Origin of the sequence: Streptomyces bathyalis (assembly GCF_015910445.1) — a bacterium.
GTDB classification, from domain to species: domain Bacteria; phylum Actinomycetota; class Actinomycetes; order Streptomycetales; family Streptomycetaceae; genus Streptomyces; species Streptomyces bathyalis.
Window position 1 is genome coordinate 6,650,499 of sequence record NZ_CP048882.1, and the last position, 23,373, is coordinate 6,673,871.

At 72.0% G+C, this 23,373-nt stretch carries 21 protein-coding genes; 16 read left to right on the plus strand and 5 right to left on the minus strand.

Features of this window, described 5'->3' with window-relative positions:
* Nucleotides 1-28 precede the first annotated feature (28 nt).
* The 7 genes from rpmI to G4Z16_RS28960 all read left to right on the plus strand — a co-directional run bounded on the left by rpmI (nt 29) and on the right by G4Z16_RS28960 (nt 8,688).
* A complete protein-coding gene (gene rpmI, locus G4Z16_RS28930) occupies nt 29-223 on the plus strand; it encodes a 50S ribosomal protein L35 (RefSeq protein ID WP_197353531.1) in 195 nt (64 codons plus the stop codon).
* A gap of 81 nt (nt 224-304) precedes the next feature.
* The gene (rplT, locus tag G4Z16_RS28935) at nt 305-688 is read left to right on the plus strand and encodes a 50S ribosomal protein L20 (protein WP_189036097.1); all 384 of its coding nucleotides are present in this window, start codon (nt 305-307) and stop codon (nt 686-688) included.
* A gap of 108 nt (nt 689-796) precedes the next feature.
* On the plus strand, nt 797-1,702 hold the full coding sequence (locus tag G4Z16_RS28940; protein ID WP_197353532.1) for a TrmH family RNA methyltransferase: 906 nt from the start codon (nt 797-799) through the stop codon (nt 1,700-1,702).
* A 272-nt stretch (nt 1,703-1,974) separates the two neighbouring features.
* A complete protein-coding gene (locus G4Z16_RS28945) occupies nt 1,975-3,189 on the plus strand; it encodes a sensor histidine kinase (RefSeq protein WP_197353533.1) in 1,215 nt (404 codons plus the stop codon).
* 153 nt (nt 3,190-3,342) lie between these two features.
* The gene (gene pheS, locus G4Z16_RS28950; protein WP_197353534.1) at nt 3,343-4,485 is read left to right on the plus strand and encodes a phenylalanine--tRNA ligase subunit alpha; all 1,143 of its coding nucleotides are present in this window, start codon (nt 3,343-3,345) and stop codon (nt 4,483-4,485) included.
* Nucleotides 4,485-7,043 carry a phenylalanine--tRNA ligase subunit beta gene (gene pheT, locus G4Z16_RS28955; protein ID WP_197353535.1) on the plus strand — a complete coding sequence of 853 codons (2,559 nt, stop codon included), beginning with the start codon at nt 4,485-4,487 and terminating at the stop codon, nt 7,041-7,043. Before pheS ends, pheT begins: the two co-directional genes overlap by 1 nt.
* A 406-nt stretch (nt 7,044-7,449) precedes the next feature.
* On the plus strand, nt 7,450-8,688 hold the full coding sequence (locus G4Z16_RS28960; RefSeq protein WP_246531123.1) for a PP2C family protein-serine/threonine phosphatase: 1,239 nt from the start codon (nt 7,450-7,452) through the stop codon (nt 8,686-8,688).
* Nucleotides 8,689-8,755: 67 nt separating this feature from the next.
* Here G4Z16_RS28960 and G4Z16_RS28965 read toward each other — a convergent pair whose 3' ends face one another.
* On the minus strand, nt 8,756-9,613 hold the full coding sequence (locus tag G4Z16_RS28965) for a 3-hydroxybutyryl-CoA dehydrogenase (protein WP_197353537.1): 858 nt from the start codon (nt 9,611-9,613) through the stop codon (nt 8,756-8,758).
* A gap of 378 nt (nt 9,614-9,991) precedes the next feature.
* Between G4Z16_RS28965 and G4Z16_RS28970 the strand changes: the two genes are divergently transcribed.
* Nucleotides 9,992-11,248, plus strand: coding sequence for a glycoside hydrolase family 10-like protein (locus G4Z16_RS28970; protein ID WP_197354995.1), 1,257 nt, complete (start codon nt 9,992-9,994; stop codon nt 11,246-11,248).
* 87 nt (nt 11,249-11,335) lie between these two features.
* Here the strand turns inward: G4Z16_RS28970 and G4Z16_RS28975 are convergent, their stop codons facing one another.
* Together G4Z16_RS28975 and G4Z16_RS28980 are read right to left on the minus strand one after the other, a co-directional pair.
* Nucleotides 11,336-11,539: a DUF1918 domain-containing protein gene (locus G4Z16_RS28975; RefSeq protein WP_197353538.1), complete on the minus strand. Its 204-nt coding sequence runs from the start codon at nt 11,537-11,539 to the stop codon at nt 11,336-11,338.
* Between the two features lie 143 nt (nt 11,540-11,682).
* Nucleotides 11,683-12,648, minus strand: a complete 966-nt coding sequence (locus G4Z16_RS28980) for a DMT family transporter (RefSeq protein WP_197353539.1) — start codon at nt 12,646-12,648, stop codon at nt 11,683-11,685.
* Between G4Z16_RS28980 and G4Z16_RS28985 the strand changes: the two genes are divergently transcribed.
* The gene (locus G4Z16_RS28985) at nt 12,647-14,092 is read left to right on the plus strand and encodes an aminotransferase-like domain-containing protein (protein ID WP_197353540.1); all 1,446 of its coding nucleotides are present in this window, start codon (nt 12,647-12,649) and stop codon (nt 14,090-14,092) included. The two genes, G4Z16_RS28980 and G4Z16_RS28985, sit on opposite strands and share 2 nt — an antisense overlap.
* Before the next feature lie 147 nt (nt 14,093-14,239).
* Nucleotides 14,240-15,256, plus strand: a complete 1,017-nt coding sequence (gene ligD, locus G4Z16_RS28990; protein WP_197353541.1) for a non-homologous end-joining DNA ligase — start codon at nt 14,240-14,242, stop codon at nt 15,254-15,256.
* Nucleotides 15,257-15,372: 116 nt separating this feature from the next.
* On the opposite strand, the gene G4Z16_RS28995 is transcribed toward ligD, so the two are convergent.
* The gene (locus tag G4Z16_RS28995) at nt 15,373-16,338 is read right to left on the minus strand and encodes a hypothetical protein (RefSeq protein ID WP_197353542.1); all 966 of its coding nucleotides are present in this window, start codon (nt 16,336-16,338) and stop codon (nt 15,373-15,375) included.
* Nucleotides 16,339-16,530: 192 nt separating this feature from the next.
* Here G4Z16_RS28995 and G4Z16_RS29000 point away from each other — a divergent pair, with 192 nt between their 5' ends.
* From G4Z16_RS29000 to G4Z16_RS29010, 3 genes are all read left to right on the plus strand, one after another.
* A complete protein-coding gene (locus G4Z16_RS29000; protein WP_197353543.1) occupies nt 16,531-17,100 on the plus strand; it encodes a histidine phosphatase family protein in 570 nt (189 codons plus the stop codon).
* Nucleotides 17,101-17,518: 418 nt separating this feature from the next.
* Entirely contained in the window at nt 17,519-17,875 is a 357-nt protein-coding gene (locus G4Z16_RS29005; protein ID WP_197353544.1) for a YciI family protein, read from the plus strand.
* Between the two features lie 64 nt (nt 17,876-17,939).
* On the plus strand, nt 17,940-19,196 hold the full coding sequence (locus G4Z16_RS29010) for an RNA polymerase sigma factor (protein ID WP_246531124.1): 1,257 nt from the start codon (nt 17,940-17,942) through the stop codon (nt 19,194-19,196).
* Nucleotides 19,197-19,223: 27 nt separating this feature from the next.
* Here the strand turns inward: G4Z16_RS29010 and G4Z16_RS29015 are convergent, their stop codons facing one another.
* Nucleotides 19,224-19,688, minus strand: coding sequence for a hypothetical protein (locus G4Z16_RS29015; RefSeq protein ID WP_197353546.1), 465 nt, complete (start codon nt 19,686-19,688; stop codon nt 19,224-19,226).
* Nucleotides 19,689-20,055: 367 nt separating this feature from the next.
* Here G4Z16_RS29015 and G4Z16_RS29020 point away from each other — a divergent pair, with 367 nt between their 5' ends.
* The 3 genes from G4Z16_RS29020 (at nt 20,056) to G4Z16_RS29030 (ending at nt 23,345) form a co-directional block, all read left to right on the plus strand.
* Nucleotides 20,056-20,682: a hypothetical protein gene (locus G4Z16_RS29020; protein ID WP_197353547.1), complete on the plus strand. Its 627-nt coding sequence runs from the start codon at nt 20,056-20,058 to the stop codon at nt 20,680-20,682.
* A 94-nt stretch (nt 20,683-20,776) separates the two neighbouring features.
* Complete coding sequence (locus tag G4Z16_RS29025) at nt 20,777-21,694, plus strand: oxygenase MpaB family protein (RefSeq protein ID WP_197353548.1); 918 nt, start codon at nt 20,777-20,779, stop codon at nt 21,692-21,694.
* 352 nt (nt 21,695-22,046) lie between these two features.
* The gene (locus G4Z16_RS29030) at nt 22,047-23,345 is read left to right on the plus strand and encodes an MFS transporter (protein ID WP_246531391.1); all 1,299 of its coding nucleotides are present in this window, start codon (nt 22,047-22,049) and stop codon (nt 23,343-23,345) included.
* The last annotated feature ends 28 nt before the right edge of the window (nt 23,346-23,373 follow it).

The window sequence follows — 23,373 nt, forward strand, 5'->3', positions numbered from 1 at the left end:
GCGCCACCGACGAGGAGTGAACGGCGACATGCCGAAGAACAAGACGCACAGTGGTGCCCGCAAGCGCTTCAAGATCACAGGCTCGGGCAAGGTGATGCGCCAGCGTGCCGGTCGCCGCCACTATCTCGAGCACAAGCCGTCCACGTTGACGCGCCGCCTCGCCGGCAGCACCGAGGCGTCCTCGGCCGACGCCAAGAAGGCCAAGAAGCTTCTCGGCAAGTAAGTCCGGCCCGGCCGGGACCCAATCGATTCGGGCTGGGTGGTCGTCCCACCAGACCGGCCCCGTGTACCAAGGAGTTATCAAGTGGCACGCGTCAAGCGGTCAGTCAACGCACACAAGAAGCGCCGGGCGATCCTCGAGCAGGCCAGCGGTTACCGCGGCCAGCGCTCGCGTCTGTACAGGAAGGCGAAGGAGCAGGTCACTCACTCCTACGTCTACAACTACAACGACCGCAAGCGGCGCAAGGGCGACTTCCGCCAGCTGTGGATCCAGCGCATCAATGCCGCTGCCCGCGCCAACGGCATCACCTACAACCGCTTCATCCAGGGTCTGAAGGCCGCCAACATCGAGGTGGACCGCAAGATCCTGGCCGACCTCGCGGTCAACGACGCGGGCGCGTTCACCGCTCTCGTCGAGGTGGCGCAGAAGGCCCTGCCGAGCGACGTCAACGCCCCGAAGGCAGCCTGAAGCACGCAGGACGTATGACGCACTGCAGCGGACCCGCGGGCATCGCGCCCGCGGGTCCGCTGCTGTCGCGTGCCGCACGGTCACGAACTGGGAAGTGAGCCGCCGCCCATGGGCACCCCCGACCTGATCTCGCCACGCTCCGCACGCGTCGCCGCGGCGCGGCGCCTGGTGCGGCGCAACTTCCGCGCCAAGGACCGCCGTTTCCTCGCCGAGGGACCGCAGGCCGTGCGGGAGGCCGTGGCACACCGGCCCTCCCACACCGAGGCGGGCGGAGGAGACGCAGGCGCGGGGGCGGAAGCCGGTCCCGCCCTGGTCGAGCTGTTCGCGACGCCCGAGGCCGCTGACCGTCACCCCGGGATCCTGCGCGAGGCGCGGGATTCGGGCGCCCGGGTCCATCTCGCCGATCCGCAGACGCTCGACGGCATCGCCCAGACGGTCAGCCCGCAGGGACTGATCGGGGTCTGCCGTTTCGTCGACTCCCCGCTGGAGGCCGTCCTCTCCGCCCGGCCTCGCCTCGTTGCCGTCCTCGCGCACGTACGGGATCCCGGGAACGCCGGCACCGTGCTGCGATGCGCCGACGCCGCGGGGGCCGACGCCGTCGTCCTGACCGACGCGTCCGTCGACCTCTACAACCCCAAGACCGTACGGGCGTCCGCGGGTTCGCTCTTCCATCTGCCCGTCGCCGTCGGCGTTCCCGCCGGGAAGGCCGCCGAGGGACTGCGCGCCGCCGGTGTACGCCTGCTCGCCGCCGACGGAAGCGGCGAGCGGGACCTGGACGCCGAACTCGACGCCGGCACCATGAGCGGCCCCACCGGCTGGATCTTCGGGAACGAGGCATGGGGCCTGCCCGAGGAGACCCGTGCCCTCGCGGACGAGGTGGTGCGGGTGCCGATCCACGGCCGGGCGGAGAGCCTCAATCTGGCGACGGCGGCGGCAGTCTGCCTGTATGCCTCGGCCCGTGCACAGCGCAGCGTCGCAGGGCGCGGCGGGGCCGCGAACGGCGACGGCGCGTAAGGCCCGCCCGGGGCCGCACGCCCCGGAACGGGCGCCACCCGGGACGGGGCGAGGGAATCCTCCGGCGGGCGCGCGGAAGTGGACCGGCAACATGTGCCCGCTCGGCCCGTGTTCACGGCACGTCCCCCGCCGGCGCGTGCGGCTCCGCCCCACGTCGCGGGGAGGGACATCGTGGACGCCGCACTAGTAGGGTGGCCGGGCCCGGGGCGGAGCCAGTCGAGCCAGTTGGGGCCGGTGGACCAGTGAGGCCAGACGAGGGGGGTGCAGCGGAAATGGAGGTGCGGACGCAGCGCACTCAGCCGCGCGGCGCCCCTTCCCCGTCATCCGGTGCCTCCGCCGGACCGGCCGCAACCAACAGCTCCGACGAGCAGCACGCCCAGGACTCCGAGGGCGGCATCCCGAACTCCGGCCCGGCCCCCCGCGCAGCGGCCACCGGACCCGGCGTACACCCCGACGATCTGCCCGACGGCCTCGTCGTCGCCGACTCTGCCGGCCGGGTCGTCTGCTTCAACGCCGCCGCGGCCCGCATCACGGGGCTCAGCGCCGCCGACGTCCTCGGCGGCCCCCTCCAGCAGGCGCTGCCTCTGGAGGACATGGACGGCCGCCGATGGTGGCAGCTGACCGACCCCTACGGCGGCCTCGCCACCCGCACCGGCCAGCCCGAACGGAACCTGCTCCTGCCCGGCGGCCGCGAAGTCATGGTCGCCGCACGCTACGTGCGGGCCCGCCCGAAGGGCCCCGTGCAGCGGCTCGTGGTGACCGTACGCGGGACCGAGGCGCGCAGGCGTGCCGAGCGCAGCCATGCCGAGCTGATAGCGACGGTCGCGCACGAACTGCGCTCGCCGCTCACCTCCGTGAAGGGCTTCACCGCGACGCTGCTGGCGAAGTGGGAACGCTTCACCGACGACCAGAAGCGGCTGATGCTGGAGACCGTGGACTCCGACGCCAACCGCGTCACCAGGCTCATCGCCGAACTGCTCGACATATCTCGCATCGACTCCGGACGCCTCGAGGTGCGGCGCCAGCCGGTGGACATGGCCGCGGCCGTGCGCCGTCACGTCGAGGCACACATCGCGGCCGGACGCACCGCGGACCGCTTCGTCACACGCATCAGCGAGCCCCTGCCCGGCCTGTGGGCGGACCCGGACAAGATCGACCAGGTGCTGGGCAACCTGCTGGAAAACGCGGTGCGGCACGGCGAGGGCACTGTCACCATTGAAGTGGCACCCGCACCCTCCCGCAGCGACGAAGAAGGAACGGCAGTCACCGTGAGCGACGAAGGCCCCGGCATCCCCGAGGAGTCGATGAGCCGCGTCTTCACCCGCTTCTGGCGGGGCAGCAAGCGCGGCGGCACGGGCCTGGGCCTGTACATCGTCAAGGGCATCGTCGAGGCGCACGGCGGGACGATCACCGTGGACCGGGCGGTCGCCGGCGGTGCCCGGTTCCGATTTACCCTGCCCGTGGGCGCCCCGGCCTTCATGGCCTGAGTGGCGCGCACGGGCTTCTCCGCGGCCCGCGGGAGCGTGGCCCCTCCGCGTGATCGGCCGATCACGGCCGTGTGCGGGGCAGCACGCCCCTCCATCTAGACTCGGCTGCTGGCACCCTTGCGCAGCCGGATCCAATCGGAAGTACGGGAAAAGATGTCCGCACCCAATAAGTCCTACGACCCCGTCGAGGTCGAGGCACTCAAACCGGAAGTCGTCGACCGCGCGAAGGACGAGGCGCTCGCCGCCATCGCCGCGGCCGGTGATCTCGAAGCGCTGCGAGAGGTGAAGGCCGCACACGCAGGCGACCGCTCCCCGCTGGCTCTCGCCAACCGCGAGATCGGCGCCCTCCCGCCGCACGCCAAGGCCGAGGCCGGCAAGCGCGTCGGCCAGGCACGCGGCGCTGTCGGCCAGGCGCTGAAGAACCGGCAGGAGGAGCTGGAGCGCGAACGCGACGAGCGAGTCCTCGTCGAGGAGGCCGTCGACGTCACGCTGCCCTACGACCGTCTGCCCGAAGGCGCCCGCCATCCGCTGACGACGTTCAGCGAGCGCGTCGAGGACATCTTCGTCGCCATGGGGTACGAGGTCGCCGAAGGCCCCGAGGCCGAGGCGGAGTGGTTCAACTTCGACGCCCTCAACATCGCGCCCGACCACCCGGCGCGCACGATGCAGGACACCTTCTTCGTACGCCCCGGCAAGGAGAGCGTGGCGGAAGGGAAGGACGGCGAGGACAGCGGCGTCGTCCTGCGCACGCACACCTCGCCCGTGCAGATCCGTACGATGCTCGACCGCGAGCCCCCCGTTTACGTCATCTGCCCCGGCCGGGTCTTCCGCACCGACGAGCTGGACGCGACGCACACGCCTGTCTTCACACAGGTCGAGCTGCTGGCCGTCGACGAGGGCCTGACCATGGCCGACCTGAAGGGCACGCTCGACCACATGGTGCGGGAGCTGTTCGGCGAGGGCGTGCACACCCGTCTGCGTCCCAACTACTTCCCCTTCACCGAGCCGTCCGCCGAGATGGACATGGTCTGCTACCGCTGCCACGGCGAGTCCGTCGGCGACCCGGACCGCCCGTGCCGCACCTGCTCCAGCGAGGGCTGGATCGAGCTGGGCGGCTGCGGCATGGTCAACCCGCGTGTGCTGACCGCCTGCGGCGTGGACCCGGAGAAGTACAGCGGATTCGCCTTCGGGTTCGGGATCGAGCGGATGCTGATGTTCCGCCACAACGTCGAGGACATGCGAGACATGGTCGAGGGTGACGTGCGCTTCACCAGGCCGTTCGGGATGGAGATCTGATGCGCGCCCCGCTTTCGTGGCTGCGAGAGTACGTCGACCTGCCGGCGGGCGAGACCGGCCGTGACGTCGCGGCGAAACTGATCGCGGCCGGTCTGGAGGTCGAGACCGTCGACCGTCTCGGTTCCGGCCTCAAGGGTCCGCTCGTCGTCGGCAAGGTGCTCGCCATCGAGGAGCTGACGGAGTTCAAGAAGCCGATCCGCTACTGCCAGGTCGATGTCGGCCAGGCCAACGGAACCGGCGAGCCGCAGAACATCGTGTGCGGCGCGAGCAACTTCGTCGTCGGCGACAAGGTCGTCGTCGTGCTGCCGGGCGCGGTGCTGCCCGGCGACTTCGCCATCAGCGCCCGCAAGACCTACGGCAAGGTCTCCGAGGGCATGATCTGCTCGGCCGCCGAGCTGGACATGGGTGACGACCACTCGGGGATCATCGTCCTGCCGCCGGAGTACGAGCCGGGCACCGACGCGATCGAGCTGCTCGAACTCGTCGACGAGGTGCTGGACATCGCGGTCACGCCCGACCGCGGCTACTGCCTGTCCATGCGGGGCATCGCCCGCGAGACGGCGACGGCCTACGGGCTCCAGCTGCGCGACCCCGCGCTGCTGGACGTGCCCACACCCAACGCGGACGGCTTCCAGGTCAACGTCTCCGACCCGAAGGGCTGCGACCGCTTCGCCGCCCGCACGGTCACGGGGCTGCGGCCGGAGGCCACGTCCCCGCTGTGGCTCCAGCGGCGGCTGCAGAAGTCGGGCATGCGGCCCGTCTCCCTGCCCGTGGACATCACCAACTACGTGATGCTGGAGCTGGGTTCGCCGCTGCACGCCTATGACCGCTCCCGGCTGGAGGGCCCGATCACGGTCCGCCGGGCCACCCCGGGCGAGCTGCTGACCACCCTCGACGGGACGAAGCGGAAGCTGGACGCAGAAGACCTCGTCATCGCCGATGACGCCGGGCCCATCGGCCTCGCCGGTGTGATGGGCGGCATCCACAGCGAAATCGCCGACCCCGAGCAGGACCCGGAGAGCGGCGAGTGGCGCGGGACGACCGAAGTCGTCGTGGAAGCAGCCCACTTCGACCCGGTCACCGTGGCGCGTTCCAGCAGGCGGCACAGGATCTCCTCGGAGGCTTCGCGGCGGTTCGAACGAGGCGTCGACCCCGAGGCCGCCGCGGCCGCGGCGCAGCGCACCGTGGACCTGCTGGTGCTGCTCGCCGGAGGCAGGGCGGAGGCCGGAGTGACCCAGTTCGTCACACCGCACGGGCCTCACACGATCAAGATCCCCGTCACCCACCCGGGCCGGGTCGCGGGCGTCGAATACGACCGCGAGACGGTCGTGCACCGCCTGCTCCAGGTGGGATGCGACGTGTACGGGCAGGACGAGCTCACCGTCACCGTGCCGTCCTGGCGTTCCGACCTGACCGACCCCAACGACCTGGCGGAGGAGGTCATCCGGCTGGAGGGCTACGAGAACCTGCCCTCCACCCTGCCCAGGCCGCCCGCCGGCCGGGGCCTGACCGAACGGCAGCGCCTGCACCGCAGGGTCGGACGTGCGCTGGCGGGCGCCGGCTATGTCGAAGCGCTCAACTACCCCTTCGTCGGGCCGGATTCCTTCGACCAGCTCGGCCTCGCCGAGGACGACACGCGCCGCCGTACGGTGACGCTGGTCAACCCGCTCTCCGACGAGGAGCCGTCGCTGCGCACGACGCTGCTGCCGGGCCTTCTCGCGGCGCTGCGCCGCAACGAGGGCCGTGGCAGCCAGGGCAGCCACGGCGGCCTGGCCCTCTTCGAGACGGGCCTGGTCTTCCTGCCGACAGGGGACGAGTCCCGTGCGGAACGGCTGCGCGTGGACGCCCGGCCCGGGGACGAGGAGATCGCCTCGCTGGACTCGGCGCTGCCGCGCCAGCCCCGGTACGCGGCGGCCGTCCTCGCCGGCCCCCGTGAACGGCCCGGCTGGTGGGGCGAGGGCCACCCCGCGGTTTGGGCCGACGCCGTGGAGGCCGCCCGCTGTGTGGCGGGCGCCGCGCGGGTGGAACTCACCGTCCGCAGCGCCCAGTTCGAGCCCTGGCACCCGGGCCGGTGCGCGGCACTGTTCGTCGGCGACGGCGAGGGTGGCGAGACGCTCGTGGGGCACGCGGGCGAACTGCACCCGCGGGTCGTCAAGGCGCTCGGCCTGCCGCCGCGGTCCTGCGCGATGGAGCTCGACCTCGACGCCGTAGAGGAGGCGGGCGGATCGGTCGTGCCCGCCCCGCGGATCTCCGGCTTCCCGGTGGCGACGCGGGACGTCGCGCTGGTCGTGGACGAGTCCGTTCCGGCGGCGCGGGTGGAGAAGGCGCTGCGCGAGGGTGCCGGTGAACTCCTCGAATCGGTGCGCCTGTTCGACGTCTTCACGGGCGAACAGCTCGGCAGCGGCAAGAAGTCCCTGGCGTACGCGCTGCGCTTCCGTGCGCGCGACCGCACGCTGACCGCAGAGGAGGCCTCGGCGGCACGCGATGCCGCGGTCGCCTCGGCCGTCGAACGCACGGGCGCGACCCTGCGTGGGGCGGAGTCCCCGGCAGGGGCCTGACGCTCACGGAGGCCCGGTCCCGGAATCGCCCGGGGCCGGGCCTCCGTGCGTCCTGGAACATTCGGGGCCACCGAGTAGGCGCATGCGCCGGAGCGGGCCGCACAGCCACGCGTCGACTCACTCAATCGTGTGAGTAATGCGGGACCTGGGTCGTTCCGGCCGCCGCTTCGGACACCATCGTGCTGGTCGCAGGGGGATGGCACGGGGTGCACGGTTCCGGTGGAGCCGGAGGGAGGGGGGCAGGACAGCAGCACGTGAGGGGCGGGGGACCGCCCGGAGGCCGGAGGGACCGATCGGCATGACCGCAGACCAGCGAACGCGCGTCGGCGTGAGCAGCTCCGGCCCGGCGGGAGCGGACACTGCCGACCGCGGAACGAGGGCCACTCACGATTCGCGGAACTGGAGCGTGCGAAGAGCGGTGGGCTTCGCCGTGCCCGCCCTGTGGGCGGCGGGCGTGGTCGTGTGGGAGCTGCTGCTGCCCGTGAACACCCACGCTCTCGCGCTGCTGGCCGCCACGCCCGCGCTGGCCTGCGCCGGCACGGGGGCACGCAGCGGTGTGTGGCTCGGCGGCGGATGCGCGCTCCTCGCGCTGTACCCGGTGGGGAGCGTCCCCGTCTACGAGGAGATCGGCAGCAGAGCCGGGATGTGCGGGGCGATCATCTCCGTCGCGATGGCCAGCTGCTTCACGATGCGGCGGCGCGTGCGCCTGACCGACGAGCTCGCGCGTATCCGGGAGGTCGCAACCGCCGCGCAGCAGGCGCTGATACGGCCACTGCCGCCGCACATCGAGGGGCTCACCGTCGCGGCCGGCTATCTCTCGTCGGCCCGTGGTGCCGCGGTGGGCGGTGACCTGTACGACGCGGTCGCCACCGCGCACGGCGTGCGCATCGTGATCGGCGACGTACGCGGGCACGGGCTCGGCGCCGTCGGCACGGTGGCCGCCGTGCTCGGCAGCTTCCGCGAGGCCGCACACGACGAACCGCGGCTGGAGCGGGTGCCGTACCGCCTGGAGCGGGCGCTGGAGCGGCACCTGGACGACCGCCGCCACGCACCGTCCGGCTCGCCGGAGAGCGGGGCAGCGGCGGAATCCGTCGAGGTGGACGAGGAGTTCGTGACGGTGCTCCTGCTGGAGGTGCGTGCGGACGGCGAGGTCACGGCCGTCAACTGCGGCCACCCCTGGCCCTACCGCCTGACCATCGGTCAGGACGGCCCGTGCCGCAGCGAACCGGTCACCACCGCCGAACCGCTGCCTCCTCTTGGCATGTTGCCGCTGCCGTCCGGCGGCCCGTCACCCCGGCGCATGCAACTGCCGCCGGGAGAAGGGCTGTTCCTGTACACCGACGGAGCGGAGGACGCCCGCGACGCCGACGGACGCTCCTTCCCGCTGCCCGACGTCCTCACGGCAGCCCTCTTCGCCCAGCGGGGAAAGGGACGCGGCGAGACCGATGCGGCAGGTGTGGTGGAGCCGGCGGACATCGTGGACTCTGTGCGCCGGGCCTTGCTGCGCCACGCGGGCGGGCGGCTGCCCGACGACGTCGCGCTGCTCGCCCTTCGCAACGACCGCTGCCGCGTGCACGGGCAGACGCGGGAGCCGCCGTCGCAACTGGCGGCGCCGGATGCGTCGTTGCTGTGCTCATGCCCGTAGCGCCACGGTCCCCGCGCCCCGGGCCGGACGGCTTCTCGCAGCCTCCCTGTGAGGTGGTGAGCAGCCGTCAGTAGGCGTAGAAGCCCGCGCCCGCCTTGCGCCCGAGGCGTCCCGCGTCCACCATCCGCTGCAGCAGCGGGGGAGCGGCGTACAGGGGCTCCTTGAACTCCGAGTACATCGAGTCGGCGACCGAGGCGACCGTGTCGAGACCGATGAGATCCGTGAGCTTGAGCGGCCCCATCGGGTGCGCACAGCCCAGCTCCATGCCGTTGTCGATGTCCTCACGGCTCGCGATGCCCGACTCGAACATCCTGACGGCGGAGAGCAGATACGGAATCAGCAGCGCGTTGACGACAAAACCGGAACGGTCCTGGGCCCGGATCGTGTGCTTGTCGAGCAGACCGGAAACGGCGGTCTCCGCACGCTTGATGGTCTCCTCGCTGGTGGTCAGCGCGGGGATGAGCTCGACGAGCTTCTGCACCGGTGCCGGGTTGAAGAAGTGGATGCCGATGACCTGATCGGGGCGGGACGTCGCCACCGCGAGCTTGACCAGGGGGATCGACGAGGTGTTGGACGCGAGGATGGCGTCGGTCCTGGTGACGACCTGGTCGAGGACCTGGAAGATCTCCGTCTTGACCTGCTCGTTCTCGATGACCGCTTCGACGACGAGGTCACGGTCCGCGAAGTCGCCCAGGTCCGTGGTGAAGGTGAGCCGGCCGAGCGTGGCGTCCCGCTCCTGCTCGGTGATCTTGCCGCGTTCCGCGGCCTTCCCGAGGGAGTTCGCCAGCCGTGTGCGGCCCAGCTCCAGCGCCTCGCCGGTGGTCTCGGCGACCATGACCTCCAGCCCGGCCCGTGCACACACCTCGGCGATGCCCGAGCCCATCTGGCCGCAGCCCACCACTCCGACGCGTTCGATGTCCGTCACCTCGTGCCTTTCGCTGATCCTTTGGTCTCAGGCGTGACGGGCGGGGATCCCCGGAGGAACGGCCCGCAGAGGAACGGCCCCCGGAGGAACAGCCCTGTTCCTCCCTCCCCCGGAGTGAGTACCGGGGGTGCTCCCACGCCGCCCACGACGTTACCCCCGAGCGCGCACACCTTGGGGGCCGGGGGCGAAAGCGCGCGCGGGGACTTGTACGGGCGCCACGGACGCGGCAACATCGGCGAATTGGTCTCCACCACCCTCGCTCCACGGGCCGGGAAGACCGCGATCGGCCCCGTCGGGGGGACCATGAAGGTAGGCCGGGAGAGGGCGGCCACGAACCGCCCTCATGAACCGGTGACCACGAAGGGGGAAGGGGAGACGATGCGGCGGGTCACACGCAGAAGCTTCGCGGCAGGTTCGGTGGGAGCACTGACCGGTGTTGCCGGTTCCTCGAATCAGGCCGCCGCCGCGCAGGAGCGGCAGCTCGCCCGGGACCGCAGCGGCCCGGGCCGGAGCGGCGCCCACCGGGAGATGCGCGGCATGTGGCTCGCCACGGTCGACAACCGCGACTGGCCAAGCGCTCCCGGCCTGAGCCCGCAGAAGCAGCAGACCGAGCTGCTCGCTCACCTTGACGCCGCTCGCCGCCGGCGGCTCAACACGGTCTGGTTCCAGGCGAGACCGACGGCGGACGCGCTGTGGCCGTCCCGGTACGAGCCCTGGTCGCAGTGGCTCACAGGCGTCCAGGGCAAGGACCCAGGCTGGGACCCTCTGGGCTTCGTGGTCCGCGAGGCGCACCGTCGCGGCTTGGCCGTCGAGGCGTGGTTCAACCCGTACCGGATCGCGCTGCACGACGACCCGGGCCGCCTCGTCCCCTCCCATCCGGCGCGGCGTCACCCCGACTGGGTCGTCACCTACGGCGGCAAGCTCTACTACAACCCGGGGCTGCCGCAGGTACGGCGCTTCGTCCAGGACGCCATGCTCGATGCGGTCCGCCGCTACGACATCGACGGAGTCCACTGGGACGACTACTTCTACCCCTACCCGGTCGACGGCGAGACGTTCGACGACGACGCCGCGTACGAGGAGTACGGCAAGGGATTCCCCGACCGTGCCGCCTGGCGCCGCAACAACATCGACCTGCTCGTCGCGGAGGCCGGGCAGCGCATCCGCCGGATCAAGCCCGGACTGTCCTTCGGGATCAGTCCCTTCGGCGTGTGGCGCAACAAGTCCAGTGACCCGGCGGGTTCGGACAGCGCCGCGGGAGTGGAGACCTACGACGACCTGTACGCGGACACCCGCAAATGGGTGCGCGAGGGCCGCCTCGACTACGTCATCCCGCAGATCTACTGGCACATGGGCTTCGAGGTCGCGGACTACGCGAAGCTGGCGCCGTGGTGGGCCGAGACGGTACGCGGCACCCGCACACGCCTCTACATCGGAGAGGCTCTCTACAAGGCGGGCGACCCCGCCCAGCCCGCTCCGTGGCAGGACCCCGCGGAACTCTCCCGCCACCTCACGTACTGCGAGGCGCTGCCGGAGGTGCGGGGGCACGCGTTCTTCTCCGCCAAGGAGGTCTCGGAGGACATCATCGGCGCCATGGACCGCGTCGTCGCCGACCACTATCCGCCGCGGCGGTAGCGGTCGGCGAGTTCGGGAAAACGGTGATCATGGGCCGACGCCGACGGCGGCGGCCCGTCAGGCCCGGCCCTGTCAGGCCCGGCCTTGTCAGGCGGGGCGCTTGCTCTTCTTGCGTTCCTGCACGACGGAGTCGGGGCCCGGTGAGACAACTGCCTCGTGCCCGTCGTCGAAGCGCACCCGGAACGGCGGTTCGCCGTTGTGGCCGAGCACCTCGACGATCTCCGCTTCGCGGTCGTGTTCACCCACGACCCGGCCGTGCATCAGCAGACGGTCGCCCGTGTTCGCTCGCATCAGGAGAGCCCTCCTGTTCGCAGGGATGCAGCGGAAAGTCGGTACAGTCCGCACTGTCCTGTCCGTACCGATAAGTCTAAGCCGGATGGCTCATCCGTGCCTCCGTCCGGTACGGCTCGGGGTGCGGAATCCAGGGGCGGGAACTACGTGCGGGCTCTCTGCACGACCACGATGCATGCCAGAACGGCGAGGGCGGTCGCCGGAGCGGCGGGCGGCAGATGCTCCCCGAGCAGCAGCACCGACCAGACGAGGGTGAGCAGCGGCTGGGCGAGTTGCGTCTGACTGGCCCTGGCCACTCCCGCGACGGCCATGCCCCGATACCACAGAAGCAGTCCCAGCAACTGGGAGCCCGTCGCCACCCACACCAGACCGGTCACCGCGTGGACGGTGAGGTGTGCGGGCTCCGCCAGCAGGGCCGCCACGGCGCCGGTCACGCCGAGCGGCAGACAGCCCGCCATCGCCCAGCAGACCACCTGGCGCCCGGACAGCTCGCGGGCCAGCCGCCCGCCCTCGCCGTACCCCGCCGCGCAGAGGACCAGAGCTGCGGCGAGGAAGAGGTCGCCCGCGGCGGGGGCACCTCCGCTCTCGTGCAGGGTGAAGGCCACGACGGCGGCGGCGCCCGTGAGCGCCGCGCCCCAGAAGACGGGGGAGGGCCGGGAGCCGGTGCGCAGCGAGGAGTAGAGCGCCGTCGTCAGCGGCAGGAGTCCGACGATCACCGCTGCGTGCGCGGTGGTGGAGGTCTGCAGCGCAAGGGTCGTCAGGAGCGGAAAGCCGATCATGACCCCGGAGGCGGAGAGGGCCAGAGCGGGCCAGTGCCGCCGCGGTGGAGGGGGGATCCGGAGCACGGCGATCAGCAGGCATGCGCCGAGCCCGGCGAGGACGACCCGCAGTGACGTGGCCGACCAGGGGCCGAAGCCCTCCAGCGACCATGCCGTCGCGGGGAACGTGAGCGAGAAGCAGGTGACGCCGAGGGCGGCGAGGACGAGACCGCGGCCGCCCGGGTGTCCAAGCCGGGCGGAGGACGAGGCCGTGCCGGTGCCCGCGCGGACGGGAGCCCCGTCGGGAACCGCTATCGAACCACTGTCGATAGCGCTATTGTTGGCTTCCATGTACGAGCGTAGCAGTGTGGCTGAACTGGCAGGAAGACTCCGTCAGGAAGTGGACCGCTACTCTCCCGGTGAGAAGCTGCCGTCGAGTCGGGACCTGGTCGAGACGCACCGCGTCAGCCCCGTCACCGTCTCCCGCGCGCTCGCTCAGCTCGCCGTGGAGGGGCTGGTCGTCACCAGACCCGGCGCCGGCGCCTACCGGGCGGCTCCGCGAACCGCCCCGGCCGCACCCGGCGACACCTCCTGGCAGGAGGTCGCGCTGAGCGCCGACGCCTCCGCGGACCAGGTGCCCCGCAGCGTCGACGCCGGCGGTGTACTCGCCACGCTGACCGCGCCGCCGCCGGGCGTCATCGAACTCAGCGGCGGCTACCTGCCGCCGAACCTGCGCCCCGAGAAGGCCCTCTCCGCCGCGCTGGCCCGGGCGGGACGACGTCCCGGCGCCTGGGAGCGCCCCCCGACGGAAGGGGTGGAGGAGCTGCGCGGCTGGTTCGCCCGCGAGATCGGCGGTCACGGGGGAAGCGTCTCCGCCGCGGACGTACTGATCACCGCCGGCGGCCAGAGCGCCATCACCACCGCGCTGCGCGCCCTCGCCGCACCCGGTGCCGCCGTCCTCGTGGAGTCGCCGACCTATCCCGGCCTGCTCGCCGCCGCACGCGCGTCGGGCCTGCGTCCCGTGCCCGTGCCCGTCGACACCGACGGGGTGCGGCCGGCCCTCCTCGAGGGCGCCTTCCGCGCCAGCGGCGCACGCGTCTTCATCTGCCAGCCGCTCTTCCAGAACCCGTCGGGCGCGGTGCTCAGTAAGGAGCGCCGAACGGCGGTGCTGGACGCGGCCCGGCAGGCAGGCGCGTTCGTCGTCGAGGACGACTTCGCGCGGCAGCTCGTGCACGAGGACGCGGGGCCGCTGCCGGACACGCTCCGCTCGGCGGATCCCGACGGCAGGGTGGTACACCTGCGCTCCCTCACGAAGGTCACCTCGCCCAGCCTGCGCGTGGGAGCGCTCGCGGCGCACGGACCGGTCCTGGAGCGCCTGCGCGCCGTGCAGACGGTGGACAGCTTCTTCGTCTCCCGCCCGCTGCAGGAGGCGGCACTGGAACTCGTCGGAGCCCCGGCCTGGCCGCGTCATCTGCGCGCCGTGGCCGCCCGGTTGAGGGAGCGTCGCGAAGTGATGCTCACCGCGCTGGCGCGGGAGGTGCCCGCGCTGTGCGTGACGCACGCACCGCGCGGAGGTCACAACCTGTGGCTCCGCCTGCCGGACGGAACGGACGAGGACGCGCTCGCCGGAGCGGCATTGCGCGCCGGGGTCTCCGTCGCCCCGGGACGGCCGTACTTCGCCGCCGAACCCGCCGCCCGTCATCTGCGTCTGAGCTTCGCCCCAGCGGCGGGGGACAGCGAGATCGCGGAAGGGGTACGGCGCCTGCGGACGGCTTGCGACGAGGTGCTCGCCTGAGTCCACCCGGTTCGTTCGATACGGGGATCGGGGCGCCGGGACCGGGGCCGGGGAGGGCGAGCGATGCGCGGGAGCACGGACGCCCGCAGCAGCATGGCCCGCACACACCTGGGTACCTGCCACGCCCGAGCCGGGAGGAGCGGAGCGATGAGCACACTGCTGGAAGGGCTGCCCGCCGAGTACCGCGACGGGCTCCGGGACGCGCCCTCCGGTGCCGATCTGGCCGCCCGTCCCATGCTGGCCACGCTCAGCGACCGGCGCGACTTCCCCGCGGACAGCTGGATCTTCGAGCGCAAGCTTGACGGCGTCCGCCTCCTCGCCGTCCGCGAAGGCGGCCGTGTCCGGCTCCTCTCCCGCACCGGACAGCCCCTCAACGGCACCTATCCCGAGGTCGCCGACTCCCTCGCCGCCCAGGAGTGCTCCGACTTCACCATCGACGGAGAGATCGTCGCGTTCAGCGCCGGCCGAACCGACTTCTCACGACTCCAGCAGCGCCTCCAGCTGACCGACCCGGCCAAAGCGCGCGCCAGCGGCGTCGCCGTCTTCTATTACGTCTTCGACGTGCTGCGGCTGGACGGCAAGGACGTGCGGCCGCTGCCGCTGCGCACCCGCAAGTCACTGCTGCGCCGCGCCCTGAAGTTCGACGGGCCCCTGCGCTTCACGACCCACCGCAACGAGGGCGGGCAGCTGCTGCTGGACGAGGCGTGCCGTCGCGGGTGGGAGGGGCTGATCGCCAAGCTGGCCGACGGGCGGTATGTGACCCGCCGGTCCACGGACTGGCTGAAGCTCAAGTGCGCGAAGGGACAGGAGTTCGTCATCGGCGGATTCACCGAACCGTCCGGCAGCAGAGCGGGATTCGGCGCGCTGCTCCTGGGCTACTACGAGGACGGATGCCTGCGGTACGCGGGAAAGGCCGGCACCGGCTACGACCAGGCCACGCTGCTCGACCTGCGGCGCAGGCTGGACGAACTGGCCGCGCAGCGTTCCCCTTTCGCCGAGCCCGTGCGGGAGAAGGGCGCCCACTGGTCCTCGCCCGAACTCGTCGCGGAGATCGGCTTCACGGAGTGGACGCGGGAGGGGAAGCTGCGGCATCCGCGCTTCCTCGGGCTGCGGGAGGACAAGAATCCGCGAGAGGTGGTCCGCGAACGACCGCAAACGGCGTGACGGCAGCGACGGCGTGGACAGGACGGCACCGACGCGTGCTGATCCCCTGTGGCAGGCCAGCGGCCCCGGCGACCCATGGGCCGGAACCGGCCGCACGGGACGGCAGTGGCCAAGGATCAGCGCCTCGTGGCCGGCGCATCGGCCCTCCGGCGCGCGCGTTCCTCAGCCGCCTCGGCGTCTTCGGCCCGCCGGCGTGCCTCCCGCTCGCTCCGCTCGGCTTCCTTCTCGCGACTGCGTGAGTGTTTGCGGGCCTCCTCCGCCTCCCGGACCTCCGCACGCAGCCTGCCGAGTCGCTCCTCGGCCTCCTCCCGTGCGGCACGCGCGGCAGCCTTCTCCTTGGACGCCTGGTCCGCCTCCCGCCGCCGGCGCCGTGCCTGATCGGCGGCTTCCCGGGCGGCCCGCGCCGCCTTCCGGGCGTCCTCGGCCTGCTTCGCCTTCGCCGCCTTGTCCGCCTTCTGGTCTCTCCGGGTCCTCTGGCCCTTCCCGGCCTTCTCGGTCTGCTTCCGAGGCCGCGCGTCCGTGCCCTTCCGGGCCGTACCCGGTCGGGTGCCCGCCGCGGCCTTCGTTTCTCTGCGTGCCGTCGGCGTCGCGGCCGCTTCGCGTGCCGCCGCCTCGAACCCCGGGGTGGCGGTCAACGGCTTCGCCAGGCGCCCGGCCGCCCACTCCTGCGCGGCATCCGGATCGGCCAGCACCGCATGGAGCGTCTGCGCCACTTCGTGCCGCGCCTGAGGACTCAGCGGCTGCCCGGCGTCCGCGGCGAGCCGCCCGGCCTGCTCGGTGAGGGCGTTCACCAACTGGTGCTGCTGGTGCGAGAGGGTGCGCAGCTGAGCTCCGTCCAGATTCCGGTGCGCGCCGCGCAGTTCCTCACCGAGACGCAGCAGCGGGGCGACCTGCTGGCCCTGTTCCCGGACCAGAAGATTGCTCGCCCAGGCGGCCAGCGTGGGCCGGTGCAGGGCGCGGATGCTCGCCGCCAGTTCCCGCTGTCCGCCGGCGCGGGCGCGCCGGGCCCGGTCGTCGCGGGCGGCGGTGAACTCCTGCGGCCGCAGCCCGTACAACTCGTCCGCCACGTCGTCCAGTTCCACGACCCGCACTCTCCCGTGCCCGCTGATGCCCGGTGCGGTTTCATCCACTGTGACCGCAATGACCGGTTGGTGACGTGCGCTTTCATTCCACCGCTCTCGGGCAGAGGTGTCCATCCGAAAGGGGCCCTGTGCAGGGACGGGAATGACGAAAGTCCTATCCAAGACCGGCACCGGTCGCTTTACGATCGCCGAATGGCCCTTCGCCTCACCCTGCTCGCATCAAGCCGCAGCTCGTCCGTACTCGACGTCCGGTTTGCGGACAGCCGATCGCTCGACGCCGCGGGCTGGGACGAGGTGAAGCGGGCGGGGCCGTCCCTCTCCCACCTTGCCGCCGCCGAGTTGCGCTACTGCTCGCCGTCGGTGCGCTGCCGGGAGACCGCCCACGCCCTGAGCCTCACCCCGGTGGCACAGCCGGCGCTGCGCGACTGCGACATGGGCCGCTGGAGCGGCTACACCCTCCGCGAGATCGCGGCCCGCGAGCCGCAGGCCGTGCAGGCATGGCTCGCGGATCCGCGCTCGGCACCGCACGGCGGCGAGTCCCTGATGACCTTCATCCAGCGCATCGGAGGGTGGCTCGACACCCGGCCGGTCAACGACGGCAGCTGGATCGTCGCGGTCACGGAGCCCGGAGTGATGAAGGCCGCGGTGTGCTACGTGCTGAAGGCGCCGCCGAAGGCGTACTGGCAGATCGACGCACAGCCGCTCTCCGTCGTGACGTTCTCGGGACGGGTGGGGGACTGGAGTCTGAGCCTGGAGAACTGACCCCCCACGCGGCGGCCACGTGGCCGGGGGCGAGGACCGGCGGCGAGGCGGCGTCCGGCGGCGGCGGGATCTCGGCGATGGGCGGCTCCACGTCCTCCGTGCAACCCGTCCGGCCGCATTCGCGGGGGAAGGCACGCACGGTGGCACCCGAGTCCGGCGGCGCCCAGGGGGGCGAAGAACTGCTCGTGCTGGGAGATGACGGCCCGGGCGCCGTACCGGAGCAGTGCCCGGCGCTCACCGGCGGTGGACGCCAACGGGCGCCGGGCGGCCCACCGGAACCGCACCGGCGGACGGGGCGTCGCGGCCGCCCGGGAAGGAATCTCCGGAAATCTCCGGCGAGGATGTCGATCCCGGCGTCTCCCGATCGACGTGAGGGTGAGAGGCGGGGGACAGCCCCGCCGCAGACCGAGGAGTCACCATGCCGCGCTATCTGACGATGATCCGCATCGACGAGCAGAACGCACCCACCGACGACCCCGGGCCCGAGTTCCAGGAGCGCATGAACGCGCTGCTGGAGGAGATCACCAAGGCGGGAGTCATGCTGGACACCGCTGGGCTCACCCCGACCTCCGAGTCCACCCGGCTCACCTGGTCCGGCGGACGGGTCAGCTACACGGACGGGCCCTTCACGGAGAGCAAGGAGGTCGTCGGCGGCTACTCCCTCATCCAGGCCAAGGACAAGGCCGAAGCCATGGAGTGGGCGAGGCGGTTCCTCGAGATCCACCCGGCCCACTGGGAGGTCACGGCCGAGGTCCGGGAGATCGAAGAGGGCTGACCCCGTCACCGCTTGTCCTGCGCGGCCGCGGCTGCTGTGATGGGTGGCCGTGACGGCAGGAAGTGTGACAGAGACGGTCGAAGCGGCATTCAGGATCGAATCCCCGCGAATCATCGCCGCCGTCACCCGCGTCGTGCGGGACGTCGGCATCGCCGAGGAGATCGCGCAGGACGCTCTGGTCGCCGCACTCGAGCAGTGGCCGGAGTCGGGCGTCCCGGACAGGCCGGGCGCCTGGCTCACGGCCACGGCCAGGCACCGCGCGGTGGATCTCGTACGCCGCAAGGAGACCTACGCGCGCAAGCTCGCGGAGGTCGGGCGGGCGATGGAGGACGTGCGGCCCGCCGGCGCCGCGGACCCGGCCGACGTCCTCGACGCCGCCGACGCCGAGGGCGGCATCGACGACGACCTGCTGCGGCTGATCTTCACCGCGTGCCATCCCGTGCTGCCGACGCAGGCACGGATCGCTCTCACGCTGCGGCTGCTGGGCGGCCTGACGACCCCCGAGATCGCCCGCGCCTTCCTGACCTCCGAACCGGCCGTCGCCCAGCGGATCGTACGGGCGAAGCGGTCACTCGCCACGGCGGGTGTGCCCTTCGAGGTGCCTCGCGCCCCCGAACGCGACGAGCGGCTCTCCTCCGTGCTCGAAGTGATCTACCTGATCTTCAACGAGGGTTACTCGGCGACTTCCGGCGACGACTGGGTGCGCCCCGGACTGTGCGAGGACGCGCTGAGGCTTGCGCGCGTCCTCGAAAGCCTCATGCCCGGCGAGGGCGAGGTGCACGGCCTCGCCGCGCTCCTGGAGTTCCAGGCCTCCCGCATCCCCGCCAGGACCGGGCCCTCCGGCGAGGCGGTGCTGCTCGCCGACCAGAACCGCGCCAAGTGGAACCGCATGCTGATGCGGCGTGGCGTGGACGCCCTGCACCGCGCGGGCCGCGGGCCGTACTCCCTCCAGGCGGCGATCGCCGCCTGCCACGCGCAGGCCGCCCGTTACGAGGAGACGGACTGGGCGGCGATCGCGGCGCTGTACGGGCGCCTCGTCGAGCTGACGCGCTCGCCGGTGGTGGAGCTGAACCGGGCGGTCGCCGTCTCCATGGCGCACGGCCCCGCCGAGGGCCTCGAGATCGTGGACGGCCTCGCGGACGAACCCGCCCTGAAGAGCTACCACTTGCTGCCGAGCGTCCGCGGGGACCTCCTGGAGCGTCTGGGGCGGACGGACGAGGCGCGCGCCGAGTTCGAGCGCGCCGCGTCCCTGGCCGGCAACGCCCGGGAAAAGGAGCTGCTGCTGGCCCGAGCCGCGGGCTCCGCTCCCGGAGGAGCGTGACGCGGCAGCGCCTGGCCGGCAGGAGGATCAGTTCCGGCGGACGTACGTCACGTCGAAGTCCGGCGCCCAGTCCGCGCCGTCGGCCGAGTGCTCCCAGCCGCCGGTCATCACGCCGCCGTCGTGTTCCACGGTGGCCGTGAAGCGCTGATGGAAACCCGGAGCGGCGCGCCGCATCGTCCACACGCCGTCGTTCACGGCCGTTCCGTAGACGCGGGCGACGCCACGCCCGTCGGCGTACAGGGTCGTGAACCCGCCCGCCGAGTCGTCGTAGCCGGTCATCGTGACGGTCGGGAAGGGGAGATGCCCCTCCCAGTCGGCCGGAACAACGGTCTCCGGGACCACATCGGTGCGCTGGACCAGGAAGGCACCGCCTTCCGCCCAGGTGAACGAGCCCCGGACCGGGCCGGTTCGGCGGCCAAGGGCCCACATGTCCCAATCGCCCACGAGGACTTCGAGCTGCCGCGCAGCATGATGGGGGACCGGTTCTCGCATCGCTTCTCCTCGGTGCCGGAACGGAATTCCTGCCCCTGTGACGACTCGCACCGTGGGTGCGAGTGAGCGGTGCGGCAGACTCGATTCGCCGGGAATCCGGCTTCCCGCACCGGGCGAGAGCGCCCACCGGCCTCCGCATCAAGTGGCCGCGTGTGCTGTTACGTTGCCGGTTCGTGGACCGCACGCACGGCAACAGGGGGACCGGAGCATGGACTTGACCGTCACGCTGCGACGCGCTGCAGATCCTTACAGGGGCGGGCCATCAGGGAGGAAGGGCCGCCGCCGGGGGCGGAAAGCGGCGCCGGAAGCCGAGGATGGCCGGGCCCGGTACGAACTCCTGGGGGCGCCCCTGGAGGCTGCCGGGCAGGTGATCCACCTCGACCGTGAACTGCCGCGCGGCGGAGCCCAGGAGTACAACGCGGCGCGCAAGAAGGGCGTGCGTTCCTTCGCGATGTGGACCGATGCGCACCGGCGGCACCTTTGGGCCCGCGTCGTCACCGCCCCGGCGGGTGACGGGAAGCCCATGCGGTACGAGGTGTACGGCGGCATGGGGGAGTTCGTGGGGAGCGCCACCCGCGAGCCCGGCTTCACCCGCGGGCACGTGCGCACCCGCTGGACCGTGGAGCAGGCGGGCGGGCCCACCGCCGTGGGGTACAAGGGCCGGTGGTTCTGGTGGTGCGTGTGGTGGCTGATCTTCCCCGTGCAGTGCGTGCTCGGGGTGGCCGCCGTCCTGGCCTTCGACGGTGACGTGTTCCGGATGCCCCGGCGGATCGGCTACCGCAGCGGCGGAACCCGGGTGCTGGACTACGGCAGCGGTATGCAGGACCACTTCCACCTGACCGCGAAGACGGCGGACTGGGACCCGCGGATGCTCGCCGCGCTCACTGCACTCCACTGCAGCCACGATGGGATCATGGGCGAACCGTGGGACAAGGGCGCCCAGGACAAGGCCGAATCCGCGATGACGGACACGCCATCCGTCGAGCAGGCGTAGGGCGATCCGGTCCCACGGAGGGCTCCGGCCGGCAGGCTTGCACGATTTCGCCCCGGTGCCTTGGCGCCGTCCCCGCAGCGCGGACAATGACGAGATGGAGCGGTGGATACCTGGCATGTCTTCGGTCCGGGAGCGGCTGGGCAGCAGCCTCTTCCAACGCGTGGCCGGCCCGTCCGGGGGCGAGAACCGGGCACGGATCCACGGGACGCCCGGGCCGAGATGGTTCGGCGAGGACAGGCCCGTCCGCATCGTGCACGGTGACGCCTCGATGTTCATAGGGGGCCTGAGCGCGCTGCTGCTGCAGTCGCTGCACCCGCTGGCCATGACCGCTGTCGCGGCGCACTCCGGATACAAGGGCGATCCGTGGGGGCGCCTCCAGCGGACCAGTCTCTTCCTCGCCACGACGACGTACGGCACGGCGGACGATGCGCAGCGCGCCGTGGACAGGGTGAAAGGCGTTCACCAGCGTGTGCGGGGACGGACCGTCACGGGAGCCGAGTACCACGCGGCGGATCCGCACCTCCTTGCCTGGGTACATGTCGCAGAGGTCGACAGCTTCTGGCGGGCCCACCGTCTCTACGGAGCGAATCCGCTGACGCCGGCCGACTACGACGGCTACGTGGCCGACATGGCGCGCGTCGGCACTGCCCTCGGCGTCGTCGATCCACCGCGCGACCGCGGGGAGTTGGCCGAGCGGATCAAGACGTACCGCTCCGAACTGCGGGCCACGCCGGAGGCCGAGGAGGCAGCGCGCTTCCTGCTCCGGCATCCCCCGGTTCCGCTGGCCGCCCGCCTTCCCTACGCCGCGATCGCCGCGGGCGCGGTCTCGCTGCTGCCTGCGTGGGCCCGAGGACCGCTGGGTCTTCCGTACCTCCCGGTGGTGGAGAAGACGGGTGTGCGCTGGGCCGGTTCAGGGATCACGTCCGTGATCCGCTGGGCCATGGCGCGCCGTCCCCCTGAATCGCCACCCACCGGCACTTCCACTCCGGGGAGCGCAAGCAGCAGGGCATGAACGTGCCGATCATCTCTGCCCCGTTCGGCGATCTGCTGTGGACCTCGCAAGCGCTGCCAGGAGCCGTCAAGACCGTCCGGCGTCGGGAAGAGCTTCGGTGGCGCTCAGCTGGAGGGAGTTCACCGAAGCGCGCTGGATGAGCAGGGGGTCCTCAGCGGCCGCTGCAATCCGCTCTCGAACCACGGCCGGCACTTGGCCCGTACGAACTCCGCCGCCGCCAGAGCGTCGGGAGCGGCGGGCGATACTGGTCCGCGACCGAGCAGATGTACCAGGAACCGGAGTTGCCGTGGACGGCGCGGAGACCGCAGGCGAGGACACCGCGCGGGCGGAGAGCAGACGGGCCGGGCCGGACGTGCCGGCAGCACGGGACGCACCGGTCAAGGGCCCGCTGCCGCACACCGGTTGGCGGCGGCTGATGATGGACACCCGCCCGCTGCGCCACCTGCCCTTCCGCCGGCTGTGGTCCTCCACGGCAGTCACCGCCGTCGGCAGCCAGCTGACCGCCGTTGCCGTGCCCAAGCAGGTGTACGACATCACCGGCTCCTCGGCCTGGGTCGGCTACGCCAGCTTCGCCGGACTGATCCCGCTCGTACTCTTCGCGCTCTGGGGCGGCGCGATCGCCGACACCGTGGACCGGCGCAAGCTGCTGCTCGTCACCAACACCGGCATCGCCGTCACCTCGCTGCTGTTCTGGGTGCAGGCGGCCACCGGCGCCGAGTCGGTCCTGGTGCTGATGGTGCTGCTGGCGTCGCAGCAGGCGTTCTTCGGCATGAACCAGACCACGCGCGGTGCCTCCGTCGCCCGGCTCGTGCCCATGGAGGAACTGCCCGCCGCGAACGCGCTGATGTCGACCGTGGGGTCCGTCGGCATGGTCTTCGGCCCCCTGCTGGCAGGCGCACTCATCCCGGTCATCGGGCTGCCGGAGCTGTATCTCATCGATGCGGTGGGACTGTGCGCGGCGATGTGGGCGGTATGGCGGCTGCCCGCCCTGCCGCCGCTGCCCCGGACCGGGACGGAGACCGCGGCCGCTGCCCCGCGCCTCGCGGGCTGGCGTGAAGTGGCGGCCGGATTGCGGTACATCACCGCCAGCCGGGTGCTGCTGCTCTCCTTCGTGGCCGACATCGTCGCCATGGTCTTCGGCATGCCCCGCGCTCTCTTTCCGCAACTCGCCGCCACGACCTACTCGCCGTGGGGCGAAGGGCTCGCCCTGGGTCTGCTGTTCGCGGCGATCCCGATCGGAGCGGTCGCGGGCGGGCTGTTCTCCGGGACCTTCTCCCGGGCGCGCAACCACGGCGTCATGGTCATCGCCGGCGTGGTCGCCTGGGGGGTCGCCGTCGTGGGCAGCGGCCTGAGTTCGAACCTCTGGTGGGCGGCCGGCTTCCTCGTGGCGGGCGGCGTCGCCGACATGGTCGCCATGGTCTTCCGCGGCGCCATCCTCCAGTCCGTGGCCACCGACGACATGCGGGGCCGCATGCAGGGGGTGTTCCTGGTCGTGGTGGCGGGCGGCCCGCGAGTGGCCGACCTGGTGCACGGCATGGCCGGCGCCGCCCTTGGCACGCGTACGGCCGTCACCGTCGGCGGCCTTCTGGTCGTCGTCACCATGCTGGCCCTGGCGGTCACGATGCCGGCGCTTCGCCGATACCGGGCCTGAGCCGGGCGGGAACAGTGACTGCATCGCC

Excerpts from the sequence above, each read along its gene's own strand:
- rpmI (WP_197353531.1), top strand. The coding sequence starts at position 29 with ATGCCGAAGAACAAGACGCACAGTGGTGCCCGCAAGCGCTTCAAGATC.
- G4Z16_RS28940 (WP_197353532.1), top strand. The coding sequence starts at position 797 with ATGGGCACCCCCGACCTGATCTCGCCACGCTCCGCACGCGTCGCCGCG.
- G4Z16_RS28945 (WP_197353533.1), top strand. The coding sequence starts at position 1,975 with ATGGAGGTGCGGACGCAGCGCACTCAGCCGCGCGGCGCCCCTTCCCCG.
- pheS (WP_197353534.1), top strand. The coding sequence starts at position 3,343 with ATGTCCGCACCCAATAAGTCCTACGACCCCGTCGAGGTCGAGGCACTC.
- pheT (WP_197353535.1), top strand. The coding sequence starts at position 4,485 with ATGCGCGCCCCGCTTTCGTGGCTGCGAGAGTACGTCGACCTGCCGGCG.
- G4Z16_RS28970 (WP_197354995.1), top strand. The coding sequence starts at position 9,992 with ATGCGGCGGGTCACACGCAGAAGCTTCGCGGCAGGTTCGGTGGGAGCA.
- G4Z16_RS28975 (WP_197353538.1), bottom strand. The coding sequence starts at position 11,539 with ATGCGAGCGAACACGGGCGACCGTCTGCTGATGCACGGCCGGGTCGTG.
- G4Z16_RS28985 (WP_197353540.1), top strand. The coding sequence starts at position 12,647 with ATGTACGAGCGTAGCAGTGTGGCTGAACTGGCAGGAAGACTCCGTCAG.
- G4Z16_RS28980 (WP_197353539.1), bottom strand. The coding sequence starts at position 12,648 with ATGGAAGCCAACAATAGCGCTATCGACAGTGGTTCGATAGCGGTTCCC.
- ligD (WP_197353541.1), top strand. The coding sequence starts at position 14,240 with ATGAGCACACTGCTGGAAGGGCTGCCCGCCGAGTACCGCGACGGGCTC.
- G4Z16_RS29000 (WP_197353543.1), top strand. The coding sequence starts at position 16,531 with ATGGCCCTTCGCCTCACCCTGCTCGCATCAAGCCGCAGCTCGTCCGTA.
- G4Z16_RS29005 (WP_197353544.1), top strand. The coding sequence starts at position 17,519 with ATGCCGCGCTATCTGACGATGATCCGCATCGACGAGCAGAACGCACCC.
- G4Z16_RS29015 (WP_197353546.1), bottom strand. The coding sequence starts at position 19,688 with ATGCGAGAACCGGTCCCCCATCATGCTGCGCGGCAGCTCGAAGTCCTC.
- G4Z16_RS29025 (WP_197353548.1), top strand. The coding sequence starts at position 20,777 with ATGGAGCGGTGGATACCTGGCATGTCTTCGGTCCGGGAGCGGCTGGGC.